The sequence below is a fragment of the Alteromonas sp. H39 genome (genome assembly GCF_047556435.1).
Taxonomy (GTDB): domain Bacteria; phylum Pseudomonadota; class Gammaproteobacteria; order Enterobacterales; family Alteromonadaceae; genus Alteromonas.
Map to the genome: position 1 here is coordinate 2,625,851 of NZ_CP180210.1, position 15,774 is coordinate 2,641,624.

The 15,774-nt window shown below is 50.9% G+C and carries 16 protein-coding genes; 5 read left to right on the plus strand and 11 right to left on the minus strand.

The window, feature by feature from the left end:
- Positions 1 to 159 precede the first annotated feature (159 nt).
- The gene (locus ACLBLI_RS11530; protein WP_414827755.1) at positions 160 to 435 is read left to right on the plus strand and encodes a hypothetical protein; all 276 of its coding nucleotides are present in this window, start codon (positions 160 to 162) and stop codon (positions 433 to 435) included.
- Between the two features lie 282 nt (positions 436 to 717).
- On the opposite strand, the gene ACLBLI_RS11535 is transcribed toward ACLBLI_RS11530, so the two are convergent.
- Genes ACLBLI_RS11535 through ACLBLI_RS11550 form a run of 4 tightly spaced genes read right to left on the minus strand, consistent with a single transcriptional unit; the run spans position 718 to position 4,674 of the window.
- The gene (locus tag ACLBLI_RS11535) at positions 718 to 1,698 is read right to left on the minus strand and encodes an NADPH:quinone oxidoreductase family protein (RefSeq protein ID WP_414827756.1); all 981 of its coding nucleotides are present in this window, start codon (positions 1,696 to 1,698) and stop codon (positions 718 to 720) included.
- Positions 1,698 to 2,750 (minus strand): phosphotransferase family protein, encoded by a 1,053-nt coding sequence (locus ACLBLI_RS11540; RefSeq protein WP_414827757.1) that lies wholly within the window; start codon positions 2,748 to 2,750, stop codon positions 1,698 to 1,700. The genes ACLBLI_RS11535 and ACLBLI_RS11540 overlap by 1 nt, the downstream gene beginning before the upstream one ends.
- A 2-nt stretch (positions 2,751 to 2,752) precedes the next feature.
- On the minus strand, positions 2,753 to 3,985 hold the full coding sequence (locus ACLBLI_RS11545; protein ID WP_414827758.1) for an acyl-CoA dehydrogenase family protein: 1,233 nt from the start codon (positions 3,983 to 3,985) through the stop codon (positions 2,753 to 2,755).
- A gap of 14 nt (positions 3,986 to 3,999) precedes the next feature.
- Entirely contained in the window at positions 4,000 to 4,674 is a 675-nt protein-coding gene (locus ACLBLI_RS11550; RefSeq protein ID WP_414827759.1) for a histidine phosphatase family protein, read from the minus strand.
- A 260-nt stretch (positions 4,675 to 4,934) separates the two neighbouring features.
- On the opposite strand from ACLBLI_RS11550, the gene ACLBLI_RS11555 reads away from it, so the two are divergent.
- The gene (locus ACLBLI_RS11555) at positions 4,935 to 7,484 is read left to right on the plus strand and encodes a TonB-dependent receptor (protein ID WP_414827760.1); all 2,550 of its coding nucleotides are present in this window, start codon (positions 4,935 to 4,937) and stop codon (positions 7,482 to 7,484) included.
- A gap of 377 nt (positions 7,485 to 7,861) precedes the next feature.
- On the plus strand, positions 7,862 to 9,226 hold the full coding sequence (hemN, locus tag ACLBLI_RS11560) for an oxygen-independent coproporphyrinogen III oxidase (RefSeq protein WP_414830956.1): 1,365 nt from the start codon (positions 7,862 to 7,864) through the stop codon (positions 9,224 to 9,226).
- A 34-nt stretch (positions 9,227 to 9,260) separates the two neighbouring features.
- Here hemN and ACLBLI_RS11565 read toward each other — a convergent pair whose 3' ends face one another.
- The 7 genes from ACLBLI_RS11565 to moaB are packed head-to-tail and all read right to left on the minus strand — an operon-like array spanning position 9,261 to position 13,538.
- The gene (locus ACLBLI_RS11565) at positions 9,261 to 10,328 is read right to left on the minus strand and encodes an ATP-binding cassette domain-containing protein (RefSeq protein WP_414827761.1); all 1,068 of its coding nucleotides are present in this window, start codon (positions 10,326 to 10,328) and stop codon (positions 9,261 to 9,263) included.
- The gene (gene modB, locus ACLBLI_RS11570; protein ID WP_414827762.1) at positions 10,307 to 10,999 is read right to left on the minus strand and encodes a molybdate ABC transporter permease subunit; all 693 of its coding nucleotides are present in this window, start codon (positions 10,997 to 10,999) and stop codon (positions 10,307 to 10,309) included. The genes ACLBLI_RS11565 and modB overlap by 22 nt, the downstream gene beginning before the upstream one ends.
- Positions 10,996 to 11,760 (minus strand): molybdate ABC transporter substrate-binding protein, encoded by a 765-nt coding sequence (modA, locus tag ACLBLI_RS11575; protein WP_414827763.1) that lies wholly within the window; start codon positions 11,758 to 11,760, stop codon positions 10,996 to 10,998. Before modA ends, modB begins: the two co-directional genes overlap by 4 nt.
- Before the next feature lie 28 nt (positions 11,761 to 11,788).
- On the minus strand, positions 11,789 to 12,286 hold the full coding sequence (locus tag ACLBLI_RS11580; RefSeq protein ID WP_414827764.1) for a molybdenum cofactor biosynthesis protein MoaE: 498 nt from the start codon (positions 12,284 to 12,286) through the stop codon (positions 11,789 to 11,791).
- Entirely contained in the window at positions 12,287 to 12,532 is a 246-nt protein-coding gene (locus ACLBLI_RS11585) for a MoaD/ThiS family protein (RefSeq protein WP_414827765.1), read from the minus strand.
- Positions 12,532 to 13,026 carry a cyclic pyranopterin monophosphate synthase MoaC gene (gene moaC, locus ACLBLI_RS11590; RefSeq protein WP_414827766.1) on the minus strand — a complete coding sequence of 165 codons (495 nt, stop codon included), beginning with the start codon at positions 13,024 to 13,026 and terminating at the stop codon, positions 12,532 to 12,534. Before moaC ends, ACLBLI_RS11585 begins: the two co-directional genes overlap by 1 nt.
- On the minus strand, positions 13,026 to 13,538 hold the full coding sequence (gene moaB / locus ACLBLI_RS11595; RefSeq protein WP_414827767.1) for a molybdenum cofactor biosynthesis protein B: 513 nt from the start codon (positions 13,536 to 13,538) through the stop codon (positions 13,026 to 13,028). Before moaB ends, moaC begins: the two co-directional genes overlap by 1 nt.
- A 117-nt stretch (positions 13,539 to 13,655) precedes the next feature.
- On the opposite strand from moaB, the gene ACLBLI_RS11600 reads away from it, so the two are divergent.
- Both ACLBLI_RS11600 and ACLBLI_RS11605 read left to right on the plus strand, forming a co-directional pair.
- Positions 13,656 to 14,429 carry a HesA/MoeB/ThiF family protein gene (locus tag ACLBLI_RS11600; protein WP_414827768.1) on the plus strand — a complete coding sequence of 258 codons (774 nt, stop codon included), beginning with the start codon at positions 13,656 to 13,658 and terminating at the stop codon, positions 14,427 to 14,429.
- Positions 14,430 to 14,432: 3 nt separating this feature from the next.
- Positions 14,433 to 15,572 (plus strand): succinylglutamate desuccinylase/aspartoacylase family protein, encoded by a 1,140-nt coding sequence (locus ACLBLI_RS11605; RefSeq protein WP_414827769.1) that lies wholly within the window; start codon positions 14,433 to 14,435, stop codon positions 15,570 to 15,572.
- Positions 15,573 to 15,774: the final 202 nt, after the last annotated feature.

The window sequence follows — 15,774 nt, forward strand, 5'->3', positions numbered from 1 at the left end:
AATAAAAATACCAAAAATAAGGTATTTTTTATCATACGCTTGTATGCGACCTTACCTTTTACTCTGACTGAGACGGGCGTTTAATACACCTGAACAAACAAGCAAACCGACTGACGAAGCGGCAATTGCCGCTTCCGATGTTCTTCAGGGTTAAGAAAAATGATAAAAAACGCCATTTTAACATTATTGCTCCCCCTCTCTATGGTAACGCTGGCACATGCGAATGATGCTGTCGTCGCTTGTAATCAGACTTCACTTTCATCTTCAGTCATTCTCAAAAAAGAGCGGTCTGACGACATCGCTCCCACGATGCTCAATGCTAACCAGACAGAGTGCGACAACACCGACCGTGAGAGCAGTAAGCCAGAGTTGACAGACTCGCATGACGCGTTGCTCAACCCACGGTTACCAGGCACTTTGCTGGCTACCCGTTAAGCTTTTCACACCATTTCAACATGGTAGGCAGAGTGCGCTCTGCAACTTCGGACGGCTCCCTTGTGGAGCCGTTTTTTATGTCCGAAATAAATTGTTTTTCAAAGAGTATGAATGCGGGTATGGCGCCCGTTTATTATCAGATAGGGTCAGGCAGCGGTGCCCTGTATTAGAAGCTCAGGCAATTGATGGAACATCGCCATGCAGAAAAGTAGGTAAGCGGCTACAATAAGCTAAAAGACCGCCGTTGCCCGGCGGTCTGAGACATTTTATTTTTCAGCTGACTTACTGGTTAGCCAGTAATACCATTTTTCCTTTCACTTCCCGGTTCATGACCTTATTCAACGCTTTGTGTGCGTCGGACAGCGGTAGCGCTTCATCAACCACCACCTTCACTTTACCCTGTACATACCAGCCCAGTAACTCTTTCATATTCGCAGCGAAACCCGCAGGATCGTGCTTGGTAAATGAGCCCCAGAACACCCCCACAACGGAATACCCTTTTACCAGCGCAAGATTCACCGGAAATTTTGGGATTTCGCCACCGGCAAAGCCTACAACCAGAAGTCGACCCTCCCAGGCCATACTGCGCGAGCAGGCATGAAATGTATCACCTCCCACGCACTCGTAAACCACATCCGCACCTTTGCCACCGGTTTCTTCTTTAATCGCCTCTTTCAGGTCGCGATCTTTGTAATTAATCAGAATGTCTGCACCATTGGCCTTGGCCAGATCCAGCTTTTCCTGGGTTGAACACACGGCAATCACCGTGGCCCCCATTTGCTTACCAATCTGAACCGCGGCCAGGCCGGTGCCACCCGCAGCCCCCGTAACTACGAGAGTTTCACCGGGCTGTAACTGTGCCCGTTGCTTTAAAGCGTGATGTGCTGTTGCATGAGCTGTTACCAGCGCGGCGCCCTCCTCCGCGGGGATCGCATCTGGCAGCGGCATGGCGTGAGTAGCGGGCACACAGACTTTCTCAGCATAGCCGCCCAAACTGGTCAGCGCGATCACACGTTGGCCGGTTTTCAGGTGTTCCACGCCTTCTCCCACTTCGCTGACAATGCCAGCGATTTCATTACCGGGGATAAACGGAAAATCCGGCTGCATCTGATAGAGCCCCTGGACTAACAGTCCGTCCGGAAAATTCACGCCAGCGGCCTGCACATCAACTATTACTTGACCCTTTCCGGCCACCGGGGCGTCAACATCTTCGTATTTTAATGTATCTACCGGCCCGAATTCGTTACATATAATCGCTTTCATTATGCTCCCTTACTTTGTTCTTCATGAATGAGAGACGTTGCCAGTTGCGCCAGCGGTCTCACCATTTTTCCCAACTGCATCGCTTTGTCGCTTGAGGCGTTTCCATCATGGGCACGTTTCACTACCCCCTGTAAAATGGCTGCCAGTCGGAAGAAACTAAATGCCAGATAAAATATCCAGTTACCGATGTTTCCGATACCGCGCCGCTCGCAGTACTCCTGAACATACTCGCGTTCTGACGGAATGCCGAGCGCGTCGCGATCAAGCCCCCCCAGTCCCGCTGCGTGGGCGAGTTTGGAGGGCAAACGCAATTGCATGCACTGATACGCCAAATCCGCATAGGGATGACCGAGCGTTGATAGCTCCCAATCCAGTACCGCTGTCACACGGGCTTCGCCATCAGACGGGTTGTCAAAGATCATATTGTCCAGTCTGAAATCACCATGAACCAGTGAAACCTGACCATCGTCTTCGGGTTGATTTTCCTCCAGATACGTAATCAGGGTTTCAATTTCTTCGATATGCTCCAGCTCTGAAGCACGATATTGTTGTGTCCAGCGTGACAACTGACGGGCAAAGTAATTACCCGGTTTGCCATAATCACTTAAGCCAGCCGCATCAATGTCCACGCTGTGCAGCGCCGCCAGCACACGGTTCATTTCACGGTACATTGCGCGTCGGGTCTCGTTGCTGTCTATTTCCGGCAACGCGCTGTTCCAATAAATATTGCCTTTCACGTAAGCCATCACGTAGAACATACTGCCGATGACATCGGGATCTTCACAAAGGTGATACACCTTGGGTACCGGCACGTCAGAGTCAGCCAGTGCGCGAATAACCCGAAACTCACGATCTACTGCGTGAGCCGATTTAAGCAGTTTTCCGGGAGGCTGCCTGCGAAGTACAAACTGCCCAACCTCACTGGTAAGTAAGAAAGTCGGATTAGACTGACCGCCACTGAACTTTTCAGTCTCGGTGATCGTCCCGACCTGCGGACAGTGTTCCGACAGATACGCATTTAATGTGGCGAGATCAAAATCGTGCTGCGACACTGTTAGCTCCCTTTTTTGCTCATTGCGACAGTATCTGCGATCAGGTTTTTACCCAACTGCATCATGTGCACCTGATCCGGCCCGTCTGCCAGGCGAACCGTGCGGGCGTAAGCCAGCATGGCAGATAATGTAAAGTCCTGACTGGTTCCGGCTGCGCCATGCATTTGTATTGACTCATCAATCACGCGGCATGCCATACTTGGCGCCACAATTTTAATGGCTGCAATCAGGTCGCGAGAGACTTTATTTCCGTAACGGTCCATTTTGTCAGCCGCTTTTAAGGTTAACAGGCGCGCCTGTTCCACCTCGCAATACATTTTTGCGATACTTTCACGTACGGACTGCTGCTTGGCAAGCGGGCGTCCGAAGGCAATACGAGACTCCACACGCTTGCACGCTAAATCGAGTGCTCGCTGCGCACAGCCGATTAACCGCATGCAATGGTGAATTCGACCTGGCCCTAAACGCCCCTGGGCGATTTCGAAGCCTTTGCCTTCACCCACCAACAGGTTGTCTGCCGGTACACGTACATTTTCAAACAGCACTTCCGCGTGGCCTACCGGCTCATCGTAATAGCCCATGGCTGACATCGGACGAACCACGGTGACACCCTTGGTATCCATAGGAACCAGAATTTGGCTTTGTTGCTGATGCTTTGGCGCATCAAAATCCGTTTTCCCCATCACCACCATGATTTTGCAGTTTTCATTCATGGCGCCGCTGGTGTACCACTTTCTGCCATTAATCACATACTCATCGCCGTCACGTTTTATCGACGTTTCGATATTGGTTGCGTCACTGGACGCCACGTCCGGCTCGGTCATGGCAAAAGCAGAACGAATTTCCCCTTCCAGCAAGGGCACTAACCAGCGCTCTTTATGGGCATCACTACCGTATTTCGCCAACACTTCCATGTTCCCGGTATCTGGCGCGGAGCAATTAAACGCTTCAGCACTAAACGGTACCCGTCCCATGATTTCACAAAGCGGTGCGTACTCCAGATTGGTTAGTCCTGCACCGTACGGTTTGTACTCTTCCGGCAAAAACAGATTCCATAACCCGGCAGACTTGGCCTTTTCTTTCAGCGAGGTCATGAGTGCCGGGGTCTGCCAGCGATTTTCTGCATTCTCTACGGTTTCTATGTACTCCATTTCTATGGGGTAGACTTCTTTTTCCATAAACGCGTTGAGTTTTTCAATCAGCGCTTTGGTTTTATCGTTGTATTCAAAATTCATAAAGACTCCAGTGTTTAACTGTAAGTAATCGCATGCTGTCTGTCGGCATGATCAAGATGGGGAATGTTATTGAAACTTCCTAAGTGAACACCCCGTGGATTCGCAAAACATTGTGAAAAGCTTGCGTTTTTTATCTGTAAATTCATCTTTATAACGGTTTCTGCGTTGTAGCCCAGAATATGCCGAAGCATCATCGCAATGGCACCACCAGAGGTCACTACCAGTACCCGCTGTGCTTCGCTGTTAGCAAGCTGACTCAGCACGGCTTCAACCCGGCCTTCGAAATCGGCCCAGCTTTCCTTTACCAGTGAACGGTCAAGTTCGTCTGCTGACCAGGCAAGCATGGCCTTTTTCAACAACCGATAATACTCGGCAGGTTTGGCTCCTGGCTCCACTTTGTCTTGAGGGTGATTGACGAGATGCGCTGCAGCTACTGACTGAAAGTCAAACTCATTCAATCCTTCCGATACTGAATAATCCGGTGTATACCCCATCCCCTCGCAGATCCCCTCGCCGGTTTCATGGTGGCGACGCAAATCTCCCTTTATCATGCCGTCAAACCGAATATCCCTGGCCCGGAAATATTCTCCCAGCCACTTGGACTGCTGAAACCCCAGCTCACTGAGCTTGTCATAATCGGCCTTACCGAAAGAGGCCTGTCCATGTCTAACAAGGTAAAACTCAGCCATACACGCTTCCGTTGTTACATTAATGTTAAGCATGGTAGTGAATCCCACAACATAAGTTTAATTGATAATATGAATAGGTATTAATCAGAGGAACTCATGATTGGGAAACGTAAAAAGCCACGCTTTTTAATCACTGTATCCAGGTAAACTGTTACATTTTACAGGTGAATTCATTACTAATTTCATGCAGACTATTTGCAATATTGAAACGTTTTGCTTTTGTCTGAGCGTAAGCGTAAAAAATAAAAAGAAAAATTATTATGAGAAAGTTGCTGTTAAATAACAGGTTTTCACCATCAATACTGGGCCTTACGGTAGCACTTGCATGTAACGCAGCGTTCGCGCAGCCGCAACGAGAAGGGCTAGAACATATTGAAGTTAGCGCGCAAAAGCGAACCCAGGATATACAGGATGTCCCGGTCGCTGTTACGGCGCTTTCCGGTCAGGATCTGACCGATACGGTCTCAAGGGATTTATTCGACATACAGCAATATGTACCTGCATTTGCCGCATTTCAAAGTCAGAGCGCCACAAACTCCAGCTTTTCTATTCGCGGCATCGGTACGTCGTCGCAAAATTTTGGCTTTGAATCATCGGTTGGCCTTTACGTTGACGGCGTATATCGCTCAAGGCAAAACGCCGTTATTAACGATATGGTCGATATCGCTGCCATTGAGGTTCTCCGTGGGCCGCAAGGTACGCTATTCGGCAAGAACACACCTGCCGGCGCGGTTGTCATAAATACTGTGTCACCCTCGCACGACGAAGCCAACGGCTTTGCCAGTGCCACCGCAGGCACGGAAAACCTGCTGCGGTTTGCCGCCGGGAGTTCATTTACTGTCATAGAAGATACCCTGTCATTCAGAGCCACAGGCTTTAGCACTCAGCGGGACGGATGGATTGATGATATTGGCAGCGGGACCACACTTAATGACAGAAACCGGTCTGGCGTGAGGTTGCATGCGCTATATACACCCAGCGACAAGCTTTCGTTGAGGGTTATCGCGGATTATGCCGAACTCGACGAACGGTGTTGCGGCGCTTTGACCTGGCAGGACAACCAGCAGGCAAATGCTATACCTGGTAAATTCGGCACCGATACGCTGCTAATGATGCCGCCGTTTTCTGCAACTCTGTATACCCGTGATGACTTTTACGATTATGAAACAGCACTGTCTTCGCCACCGCGCTCGACAATGACAGATCGTGGCCTTTCCGCACAAGTCGATTACGTCTTAAGTGACAGCCTTTCACTGGTCAGCATCAGTGCGTGGCGTGGTTTTGATTCACTTGATGAAGTGGATACCGACTTTACCAATGCAGATTTACTCATGACCAGTAATGATGCACGCCAGCAATCGTTTTCCCAGGAACTCAGGCTTCACGTTGATAAAGCCAATGTCAGTGGCCTGATAGGTGCATACTATTTTACCCAGAACCTGGATTTGGATTTTGCCATAACCACGCAGGATCAGTTTCCGTACTTCTTTGCGGCCAGCGCTGCGCAACTCGCGCCGCTTATCGATGGTATAAACGCCGTAAGCACTGCTACACAAGGTTTGATTGCACCTGTAGCGGCACCCGCACCGGGCAATACTGCCTTTGCACACAGCGCCGATCAGCAGCAGGATAGCATCGCCTTATTTGCGCAGGCTGACTGGATGTTGACAGACTCGCTGACGCTGACGACCGGTGCGCGATACACACATGAAGAAAAAACCCTGCGCGGCCAGTATACTGAAACCGGTCCGGGCATAAATGGATTACCGACATCGCCTGTCGCAATTCCCAACCCGCAGGCTGCAGGAACGGCGTTGCAGAACATTGGCGCCGCGCTGGTAAACGGAACGTTTCCGGAACAGAGTGATTTAGCGGCCATCGCGCCCTTTCAAGAGCCCGGCTGGGGCTACTTTTTCTTAGGTACTGCGTCGGTATTACCGCGCCCTGACTTAAACGAATCCGTCAGCGATGCGCAATGGACAGGCAGCGTAAAACTCGCCTGGCAGCGCCACGATGACCAGATGTGGTATCTCTCTGGTGCCACAGGATATAAGGCTGGAGGGCTCAATACCGATCGCATAGCGACGGGCTTCGACCCGGTGTTTGACGCCGAAACCGCGACGTCGGTAGAAATTGGCGTAAAACAGATGTGGGACAAGTACAATCTGCGACTGAATGTGGCGGCTCACATTACACAAATCAGCGACTTTCAGGCATCCACATTTACCGGTACGGGGTTTAATCTTCAGAATGCCGGCGATATCGATGTTAACGGCATCGAAGTAGAAGTAACCTGGTTACCCTGGACCAATACCGAGCTGTCGTTAAATGTGGCTAGAACCAACGCTAACTTCGATAATTTTGATCGCGGCACCTGTTGGACCAGTTATCCGTGGCATACAGGTATCGACGATCCTGGGCGCCCTGCTGAAGGCGTTCCTTATTGCTCCAAAGCCAGTAACCGCGTGGGTTTTGAGCCAGAGCTTGCAGGTTCTGCAACATTCAGTCAGTACTTCGATATGGGAGACTACCCTTCGCGAATCAGTGTAGACTATCAATACGTTGGCGACGTCTATCTTGATGATTCCAACGACCCTTATAAATATTCACCATCCTATCAATTAGTGAACCTGCGATGGATGGTCACACTTCCTGACTGGGAAACAGACATTACTTTCTGGGGCAGAAACATACTGGATGAAGAGTATGCCGCAAGAAGTGGTTTTGATGTGCCGGTACAAACCGGAAAAATTATGGCGTATCCCGGCCAGCCAGCATCATGGGGCGTAACCGTACAAACGTACTTCTGATGACGTTGAAGTGTTCTGATGCTGAGAAGCAAAGCGTGCCTGCTCACTAAAGGTCTACAAAACTGTATGCTCGCGGTATGCCTCAGGATGAACAAACCAGGCGGTCTATTGAAAGACGAACCGGCCAGGTCAAAATGAACATCGTCGGGTAAAGGCCTCGCTGTTCGCCCCGGCGGGCAGGCTCTTCAGCGCGCGTTTTTTGCGGCAGGCTTCCTGTAAGACGACTGTCGTTCTGCCCTGCAACTGCATACTTCAGTACTCGCCAGGTAACAATCGGTTTGTTCGCAACTTCCCTGGCATTCTTTGCGCTCGATCAACTTCTTTTAGGGGCTGTTGCGATACCCTTACCGCGTTTTAGACGACACGTTGCCAATATTATGCACGACTTATTCGACCCTGCGCTATTAAGTAAATACGCTATTAACGGCCCCCGTTATACGTCCTACCCGACAGCACTTGAATTTACCGATATCGCTGATAAGGCTATGCTGGACCATGCTGCGCAGCAATCAGACAGTACAGAAATATCACTGTACGTGCATATCCCGTTTTGTCATGCACTGTGCTACTACTGTGGTTGCAACAAAATAGTGACACGCCATCAGGATAAGGCGGATCGCTATCTGGATTACCTGGAGAAGGAACTGGCGCTACGGGCTGATATTCTTAAACGCCGCACACTGGTTCAGTTGCACTTAGGTGGCGGCTCGCCCAGTTTTCTCACCGACGAACAGCACACACGTCTGTACGAAATGATTAATAGTGTCATACCGATTGCTTCGAACTGCGAAATGAGTATCGAGATTGATCCACGCCGCACTACCACCGCTTATCTGTCACACCTCGCTACACTAGGCTATAACCGCCTCAGTATCGGCGTGCAGGACGTTGACTACCGTGTGCAGGACGCCATTAACCGGGTACAGAGTACAGCCCATATTGCCAGTCTTGTTATGCATGCCAAAACTGTCGGTTTCACCTCCATAAATCTGGACCTGATATACGGCCTGCCTCACCAGACCACCGAAACTTTTGCTACGACGATGGCTGCGGTTAAAGCCATGTCTGCGGACCGGATTTCCCTTTTCAGTTACGCCCACCTACCCAGCCGGTTTGCCGCACAGCGTAAAATTAACGATGACTGGTTACCTACAGCAGACATGAAGACAGCATTAATGAAACTGGCAGTCAGCAGCCTGACCCAGGCAGGGTATATCATGATCGGCATGGATCATTTTGCGCGGCGAAGTGATGAACTCGCCATTGCCCGGACGAACGGCACCTTGCACCGTAACTTTCAGGGATACACTACCCGCAATGACCTGGACCTGCTGGGTGTCGGCGTGTCATCTATCAGTGCGATTGGCCACACCTATGGTCAAAACCCGAAAACGCTGAATGATTACTATGCAGCACTGGACGGCAACAGACCGCTCACTGTAAAAGGGTACACGCTGACAAAGGATGACATTATCCGCCGGGATCTGATCATGTCGCTAATGTGTAATTTGCACGTGGATATTCCGGCCTTCGAGAAAAAGCATAACCTCTCTTTTGCCAGATACTTTAAAGACGAGATCCAGCAACTGATACCTTTTATTAACGATGAGCTACTGACCATTGATGACGCTGGTATTCACATCGCCAGTCGCGCCAGACTGGTTATCCGGGTTATCTGTATGACCTTTGATGCATACCTGAAGCAACAACAGCATCTGAACCGGTATTCCCGGGTAATCTAACGCTGGCGTCCTCTCGGGAAGCGTGAGGAAGGGGTTATCGCAATTTGAATCTTGCAGTCACTGTCATGCCAATGGTCAGCCTGAGCCGTTCCACTGAAAGCGTGCTGATTAACGCATAGAGCGTGGTGCTGCCACGCACAAGGGTAAGTAGTACCTGACTTTCGTTTACCACTTCCAGTGCACTGATCTCGCATTCAAAGGCATTTAAAATACTGGATTGATGATGATGGGAAAGATCAATGCTGACATCCTGCGCATCCACGGTAATTTTTCCGATCCCGTTTTCCGTCAATGGCTGACGACAATAAATACGCTGTCCTTCGCAATGTAATACGCTGAGCCCGGTGGATGATCCCAGGTTATCAGGCTGCCCCTGTCTGATTCCTTGCTGCGGGATGCTTTCCTGCTCATAATTTTCCTGTGTAAGAGGCCCCTGGATGAGAGCAAACGGAACAGTGTGGTAAGGATCTGCTCCAATCTGATGAAACAACACACTCTTCGGTGGGCCTGATGACACTACGGCACCTTGTTGCATAACAGCGATCTCATCGCACAGCAATGCCAGCGACTTCACGTCATGAGACACCATCACCAGCAACATATTGCGCGTCTGGCAGTAGTGTTTTACAAAATACTGAACCTGTAACGCCAGATTATTATCCATAGCACTAAATGCCTCATCCGTGAGCAACACATCCGGTGCATTTATCAGTGCACGTGCCAGTGCCACGCGCTGACGCTCACCTCCAGACAAACGACTCACGTCTCTGTCCAGTAAATGCCGGCATTCGCAACCGTCGATGATAGCGTCGCGCTCCGGAACTGACTGTGCGTATTGCTCAGCTAACGCCAGGTTTGCCGATACAGTCAGATGCGGAAACAATAATGCGTCCTGAAATACCAGGCCTATGCGACTGACCTTCTGGCGCCAGTTCACCCTGCAAACGTCTGCAGGATGGAGGTTTGCCAGCACTTTTAATAACGTGCTTTTTCCAGCGCCCGAAGGGCCTGTAAGCCCTACTACACGGGAGTCGGCATGCGTGGAAAACGCCGTGTTAAGACGAAAGCCGGATGACACCGTTAACGCGACATTGATGTCCATGGGTCTCTGTCCTTTCGGTTTAATCGGTATAACCCGCTCAATAATACCAACGAAAATATCAGTAATGCCGCCGCCAGGGTGTGCGCGTTTTGGTAGTCCAGTGCCTCAACATGATCGTACAGCGCAATTGAGAGCACCTGGGTTTCACCAGGGATATTTCCGCCAATCATCAGCACCACGCCAAATTCACCAATGGTGTGAGCAAAACTAAGACCAAAGGCCACCAGTATACTTGGCCTGATTAACGGCAATACGATATGCCGCCAGCAAGCAAACCGCGACATGCCAAGCGTTTTTGCTACATCGAGGTAGCGGTGGTCCAGTTGGACAAATGCGGTGTAAAGTGGCTGCACGGCGAACGGTAACGAATAGATGACCGATCCAATCACCAGTGCACTGAAAGAGAATGCCAGTTGCGTGCCAGTGACCGATTGCCATAGTTCGCCGGGCAAGCTTGACGGAGAAAACGCCAGCAATAAATAAAAACCCAGCACCGTTGGCGGTAGCACCAGAGGGAGGGCAATCACAGACTGCACAAGCGGCTTAGCGCGGCTTTGCCATTGTGACAACCACCAGGCCAGCGGCAAGGATATCAACAGCAGGATCACGCTGGTGAGCAAGGCAAGTTTGAGCGTCAGACTGATAGCCAGCCAATCTTGTGTGGCTATCACTGTGAAGCGTCATCCACAGGTTCATACCCCCAGCGTGATAAGGTTGACTGCACTTGCCGGCTAAGCACGAATTCAACAAACGCGCGCGCCGCAGGCAGGTTGTCTTCACGGGCAGTCACCGCCAGTTGCTGCTCAATAGGGCGATGTAACTTTGCGGGGATAAGGAAAACATGGTTAGTTTGATCATGCACCAGAGACCAAGCGACCAGCGCCCTGTCTACATTGCCTGATGCGTAGTACTGGTATGCCTGCAGAACATTTTTCCCTTTCACCAGTCGCGCAGAAAATTGCGGCCAGAGCGTTAATTGCTGCAAGGTATCCTGCGCCGCCTGCCCGTAGGGTGCCAGACGAGGATTGGCAATGGCGATGCGCGTGCCCGGCGACAATGTGAACGTCTTCAGATCGTTTAGCGACGGCGATGTCTGCTCCCTGTCCAGATACGCGAGTCGACCATAGGCGTAGGTATGCACATCTGACTGGCGTACCCTGCCATTATTGATTAGCGCCTGCGGTCTGGCTTTGTCTGCCGAAAAAAACACATCAACATCAGCACCATGTTGTATCTGTGCAAACAGGGTTCCGCTTGATGCCACAGTGACAATACTTTTCACCGACGATTGTTGTTCGTACTGCCTAGCTATTTCCCGCAAAGGGTCGGCAAAGTTCGCTGCCACTGCAAGTTTCAGCGAGGTCTCACACCACGCTGACGGACTATTCAGGCCAAGTATGCTTACCAGCGCAAGCCACATCAGTTTAGGCATAGTTGAATGATACCCGTTTTGGCGACATTTACTTCTTTCCTGTCATGGCAGACGGTGGTGCGTCTGCTTCACTCAGCCATCGTAAGGCCGCATCATCGTCGGAAGCCTTCGGTGCGACCCACTTTGCCTTGCCGTCAGCAATTTCTTTTTTCCACAACGGCACAGATTGTTTAAGCATATCCATAATGAAACCGGCAGCATCAAAAGCGGCGTTGCGGTGCCTGGAGGCACACCCCACCCAGACAATCTCTTCAACGTTGCTTACGTCACCGACCCGGTGCACGATGCCCGCAGACACCAGCGAAAATCGCTCAGTTGCTGTGGTCAATATGGCCAGCATCGCGTTCTCTGTCATTCCCGGGTAATGCTCCAGTGAAATACCATCGATGGGTCCTGCCTCATTAAAATCGCGGACTAACCCGGTAAACGTCACAATCGCACCGCTCTTGCCCGCCGGTAGTGCCTCCTTTAGCTTTGAATAGTATTCAGCAGGCTGCAGAGGAGAATGAACAACTTCAGCAAACATTTATCCTCCGGTCACTGGCGGGAACATGGCCAGTTCATCGTCAGTAGTCACCGGATGGGAGTCGGCAACCAGTTGCTGATTGCAGGCCATTAATACCGGCCCATCAAACGCCTGATGATTGTCCAGCGAATGCTTAAGCGCCGCTTTTACATCCGCCATGGTCGCTGGCGACGTAAGGTTAACCGTGGTTTCACTGCAGTTGAGTTGTTCACGCAGTTGCGCAAAAAATTTCACTGTGACTTTCATTATGCCTTCCCTGCCGCATCGGTGGCTTTCCAGTGGCCGGTTTTACCGCCTTTTTTCTCAGTAACATGAATATTCTGAAGATGCATACCTGGATCAATTGCCTTACACATATCGAACAAAGTCAGCAGCGCCACATTCACCCCGGTGAGAGCCTCCATCTCCACACCAGTCTTGCCGCTGAGCTTGCAATAGCAGCGGGCAACGATAACTTGTAACTGGGCATTCACCTCAAACTGCACATCCACTTTGGATAATGCCAGCGGGTGGCATAACGGAATAAGATCTGCGCATTTTTTGGCGGCCTGTATGCCTGCAACGCGGGCAACAGCAAACACGTCGCCTTTGGCTATCTTCTGCTCGCTGATACCGTCTATCACTGCTTTGCTGACATGCAGTTCGCCTACGGCGGTGGCTTCTCTTATTGTAATGGCCTTGTCGCTGACATCGACCATATTCGCTTCGCCGCCCGCGTTTAAGTGACTGAACTCACTCATTATGTGCGCTCATGAATCAGATGTTTAACGAAGTTACACGGTTTGAAATCCACATCCAACTGACTGCGAATAATTTTCTCCCACCCTGTTCGACAGGCGCCAGAAGAGCCAGGCAGGCAAAAAATCACGGTATGGTTTGCATATCCGGCAATTGCGCGGGACTGAATTGTTGAGGTACCAATCTCTTCATAGCTGACCTGACGAAACAGTTCTCCGAAACCGTCTACCTGTTTATCAAACAGTACGCTAATGGCCTCTGGTGTAGAATCACGATGGGTAAACCCGGTTCCTCCGGTGATAAGCACGGCATGAATGCTGTCGTCGGCAATCCATTTTGAAACGATGGCACGCTGCTGATAAATGTCGTCTTTTACCAGCGCCCGCTCTGCGAGTGAGTGACCGGCATCCGTTAATGCACTTGCCAGATATTGTCCGGAGGTGTCGGTTTCAGTGGTGCGGGTGTCAGATATCGTCAACACAGCGATAGACAACGGCGTACTAACAGCAGTCATAAGAATTCCTAAATACAGATTCGAAAACCGGTTTGGCTTTGATACAGTAACGTCCGGTACTGCTCATGGCAGTCACGACGCCGCCAAACCGGCGTAGATAAGTTTATAAGAGTAACTATGCCAGATCCCATCAGTGTGTCACAAGCAATGCGATACAATCGCCAGATTGTATTGCCACAAATCGACCTGAGCGGCCAGGAAGCACTGCTTAATGCCAGCGTTCTTGTCATCGGCGTAGGTGGTCTGGGTAATGCAGCGGCAATGAGCCTTGCGACTTCCGGCGTGGGTTCGCTGACACTGGCAGACCCGGACATCGTGGAAATGCATAACTTACCACGCCAATGGCTGTTTCGCGACGATCAGATTGGGGCGCAAAAAGTCGATGCGGCTTGCGAGACCCTGAAGCAGCGCGCACCAGACTGTCGGATTAGCACTGTGGCACACACCGCTGCTAATGATGATGAACTCAAAGCGCTTATTCAGCGTCATGACGTAGTCCTGGACTGCACCGACAATGCCCACAGCAGAGACCAGATAAACCGTGTCAGTTTTCTGGCCCGAAAGCCCTTAATATCGGGGGCAGCGGTCCGTTTTGAAGGCCAGCTGTTTGTCAGCATGCCTGACTCGGTTTCCCCCTGCTACGCCTGTTTGCGCAACCTGTTTGAAGCACCGGACGTGAGCTGCACCGAGGCCGGTATTCTGTCCCCGGTAGTCAGCCTGGTGGGTCTGCATCAGGCCCTGCTTACCGTGAAGTTAATCACCGGCGCTGGTCACCTTCCCATCGGACAGCTAATGCTGTTTGATGCGCTTTCCTATGACTGGCAAACGTTCAAGGTACCTAAACAGCCTGAATGTACCGTGTGTTCCGCCGCTGCACCAGAGAATAAATAAACAATGACAACTACCGCCATACATAAAGATTATATCGTCGTCGCCCAGAATGCCTCCGGGCGTAATATGCATGTGCCAATATACCGCCTGCGGGGCGACAAGCCTGGTCCGACAGTTTACATTCAAAGCTCTATTCATGGCGCCGAAGTGCAGGGCAATGTGGTGATTTATCAGTTGCTCCAGCAACTGAAGCACTTGCAGATTTGCGGCGAGATTATCCTTGTTCCTAACTGCAACCCGGTGGGCACCAATATCAAGGCGGGTGAATACACGCTGGGGCGCTTCGACCCGGTGAACGGCACTAACTGGAATCGCGGCTATTACTACAATGAGGCAGCAGTTCACGACTTTGCTGAGTCGATAGCCGCAGACGAGTCGGTTGAGTCCATTCGTGAGCGTTTTAAAGCCTACTGGGCACAGGCCATTACCGATAAGCTGGCATCTCCATGGGGGCTGGGGCTGGCGCAGCAGTTAAATCTTAAACTTCAGCAACTGGCTGTCAGTGCAGATTATGTGCTGGATTTGCACAACGGGCCGGTTTCAACACGACATATTTACGTCCCCGAATATGCCAGAGAATCGGCCACGCTGTTTAACTTTCCACACTGCATTTTTATTCCCAATGTGTTTGCCGGTGCATTAGACGAAGCGACTTTTTGCCCCTGGTGGACGCTTCAGGACTTGCTGACCTCGCGTTTTGATAAAGCCTATGACCTGGGTGTAGAAGCCTTCACGCTGGAAATGGGCAGCCAGGAAGTGATTCAGTTCGCTGAGGGCAATGTAGACGCTAGAAGTATCCTGAGCTACCTGAATGCGAAGGGTGCGCTGGACAATACCGACTTTCAGCCCGCATCCATGGAGCGCGTTGGTGTGTACCTGCGGGACTACAAAACCTTATTTACCCAGTGGGGCGGCATGGTGGAGTACCTGGCTCGGCCCGGTCAGCGCATCTCACAAGGTGAGCCCCTTGCCAGAGTGCTAAATATCGATCAGTTAGATAACGACCGTGGTAGTTTTGTAGTAGACGCGCCGTGCGATCTAATCCCGATTCTTCACTTTCCCTCGGCGTCAGTGCTAAGTGGTACTCAGCTCTATAAGGTCTTCACGAATTACTTCTCTTTGACTGATGATGAAAAAAGCTGAGCCATAGCATCATGCCAGTCAGTATTGAAACGTCATGACCGTGGCCTTTCGCGCCCGGGAATGGGGATAAATGTGACGCAGAATATCGCTAAACCGCGATAACTGATCATGAACGATGGCGTGAAAGTGTCTTCGACTCTGGGATAGCTGCCAGAAAGGATGGAATTTATTGGTCAGCGTTCTTGTGCCTGGTCTCGGTCAG

Bases quoted from the DNA above. Each gene is read 5' to 3' on its own strand.
- modA (WP_414827763.1), bottom strand. From the start codon at position 11,760: ATGCCTAAACTGATGTGGCTTGCGCTGGTAAGCATACTTGGCCTGAAT.
- ACLBLI_RS11600 (WP_414827768.1), top strand. From the start codon at position 13,656: ATGCCAGATCCCATCAGTGTGTCACAAGCAATGCGATACAATCGCCAG.
- ACLBLI_RS11535 (WP_414827756.1), bottom strand. From the start codon at position 1,698: ATGAAAGCGATTATATGTAACGAATTCGGGCCGGTAGATACATTAAAA.
- moaC (WP_414827766.1), bottom strand. From the start codon at position 13,026: ATGAGTGAGTTCAGTCACTTAAACGCGGGCGGCGAAGCGAATATGGTC.
- ACLBLI_RS11555 (WP_414827760.1), top strand. From the start codon at position 4,935: ATGAGAAAGTTGCTGTTAAATAACAGGTTTTCACCATCAATACTGGGC.
- hemN (WP_414830956.1), top strand. From the start codon at position 7,862: ATGCACGACTTATTCGACCCTGCGCTATTAAGTAAATACGCTATTAAC.
- ACLBLI_RS11565 (WP_414827761.1), bottom strand. From the start codon at position 10,328: ATGGACATCAATGTCGCGTTAACGGTGTCATCCGGCTTTCGTCTTAAC.
- ACLBLI_RS11545 (WP_414827758.1), bottom strand. From the start codon at position 3,985: ATGAATTTTGAATACAACGATAAAACCAAAGCGCTGATTGAAAAACTC.
- moaB (WP_414827767.1), bottom strand. From the start codon at position 13,538: ATGACTGCTGTTAGTACGCCGTTGTCTATCGCTGTGTTGACGATATCT.
- ACLBLI_RS11580 (WP_414827764.1), bottom strand. From the start codon at position 12,286: ATGTTTGCTGAAGTTGTTCATTCTCCTCTGCAGCCTGCTGAATACTAT.
- ACLBLI_RS11585 (WP_414827765.1), bottom strand. From the start codon at position 12,532: ATGAAAGTCACAGTGAAATTTTTTGCGCAACTGCGTGAACAACTCAAC.
- ACLBLI_RS11530 (WP_414827755.1), top strand. From the start codon at position 160: ATGATAAAAAACGCCATTTTAACATTATTGCTCCCCCTCTCTATGGTA.
- ACLBLI_RS11550 (WP_414827759.1), bottom strand. From the start codon at position 4,674: ATGGCTGAGTTTTACCTTGTTAGACATGGACAGGCCTCTTTCGGTAAG.
- ACLBLI_RS11605 (WP_414827769.1), top strand. From the start codon at position 14,433: ATGACAACTACCGCCATACATAAAGATTATATCGTCGTCGCCCAGAAT.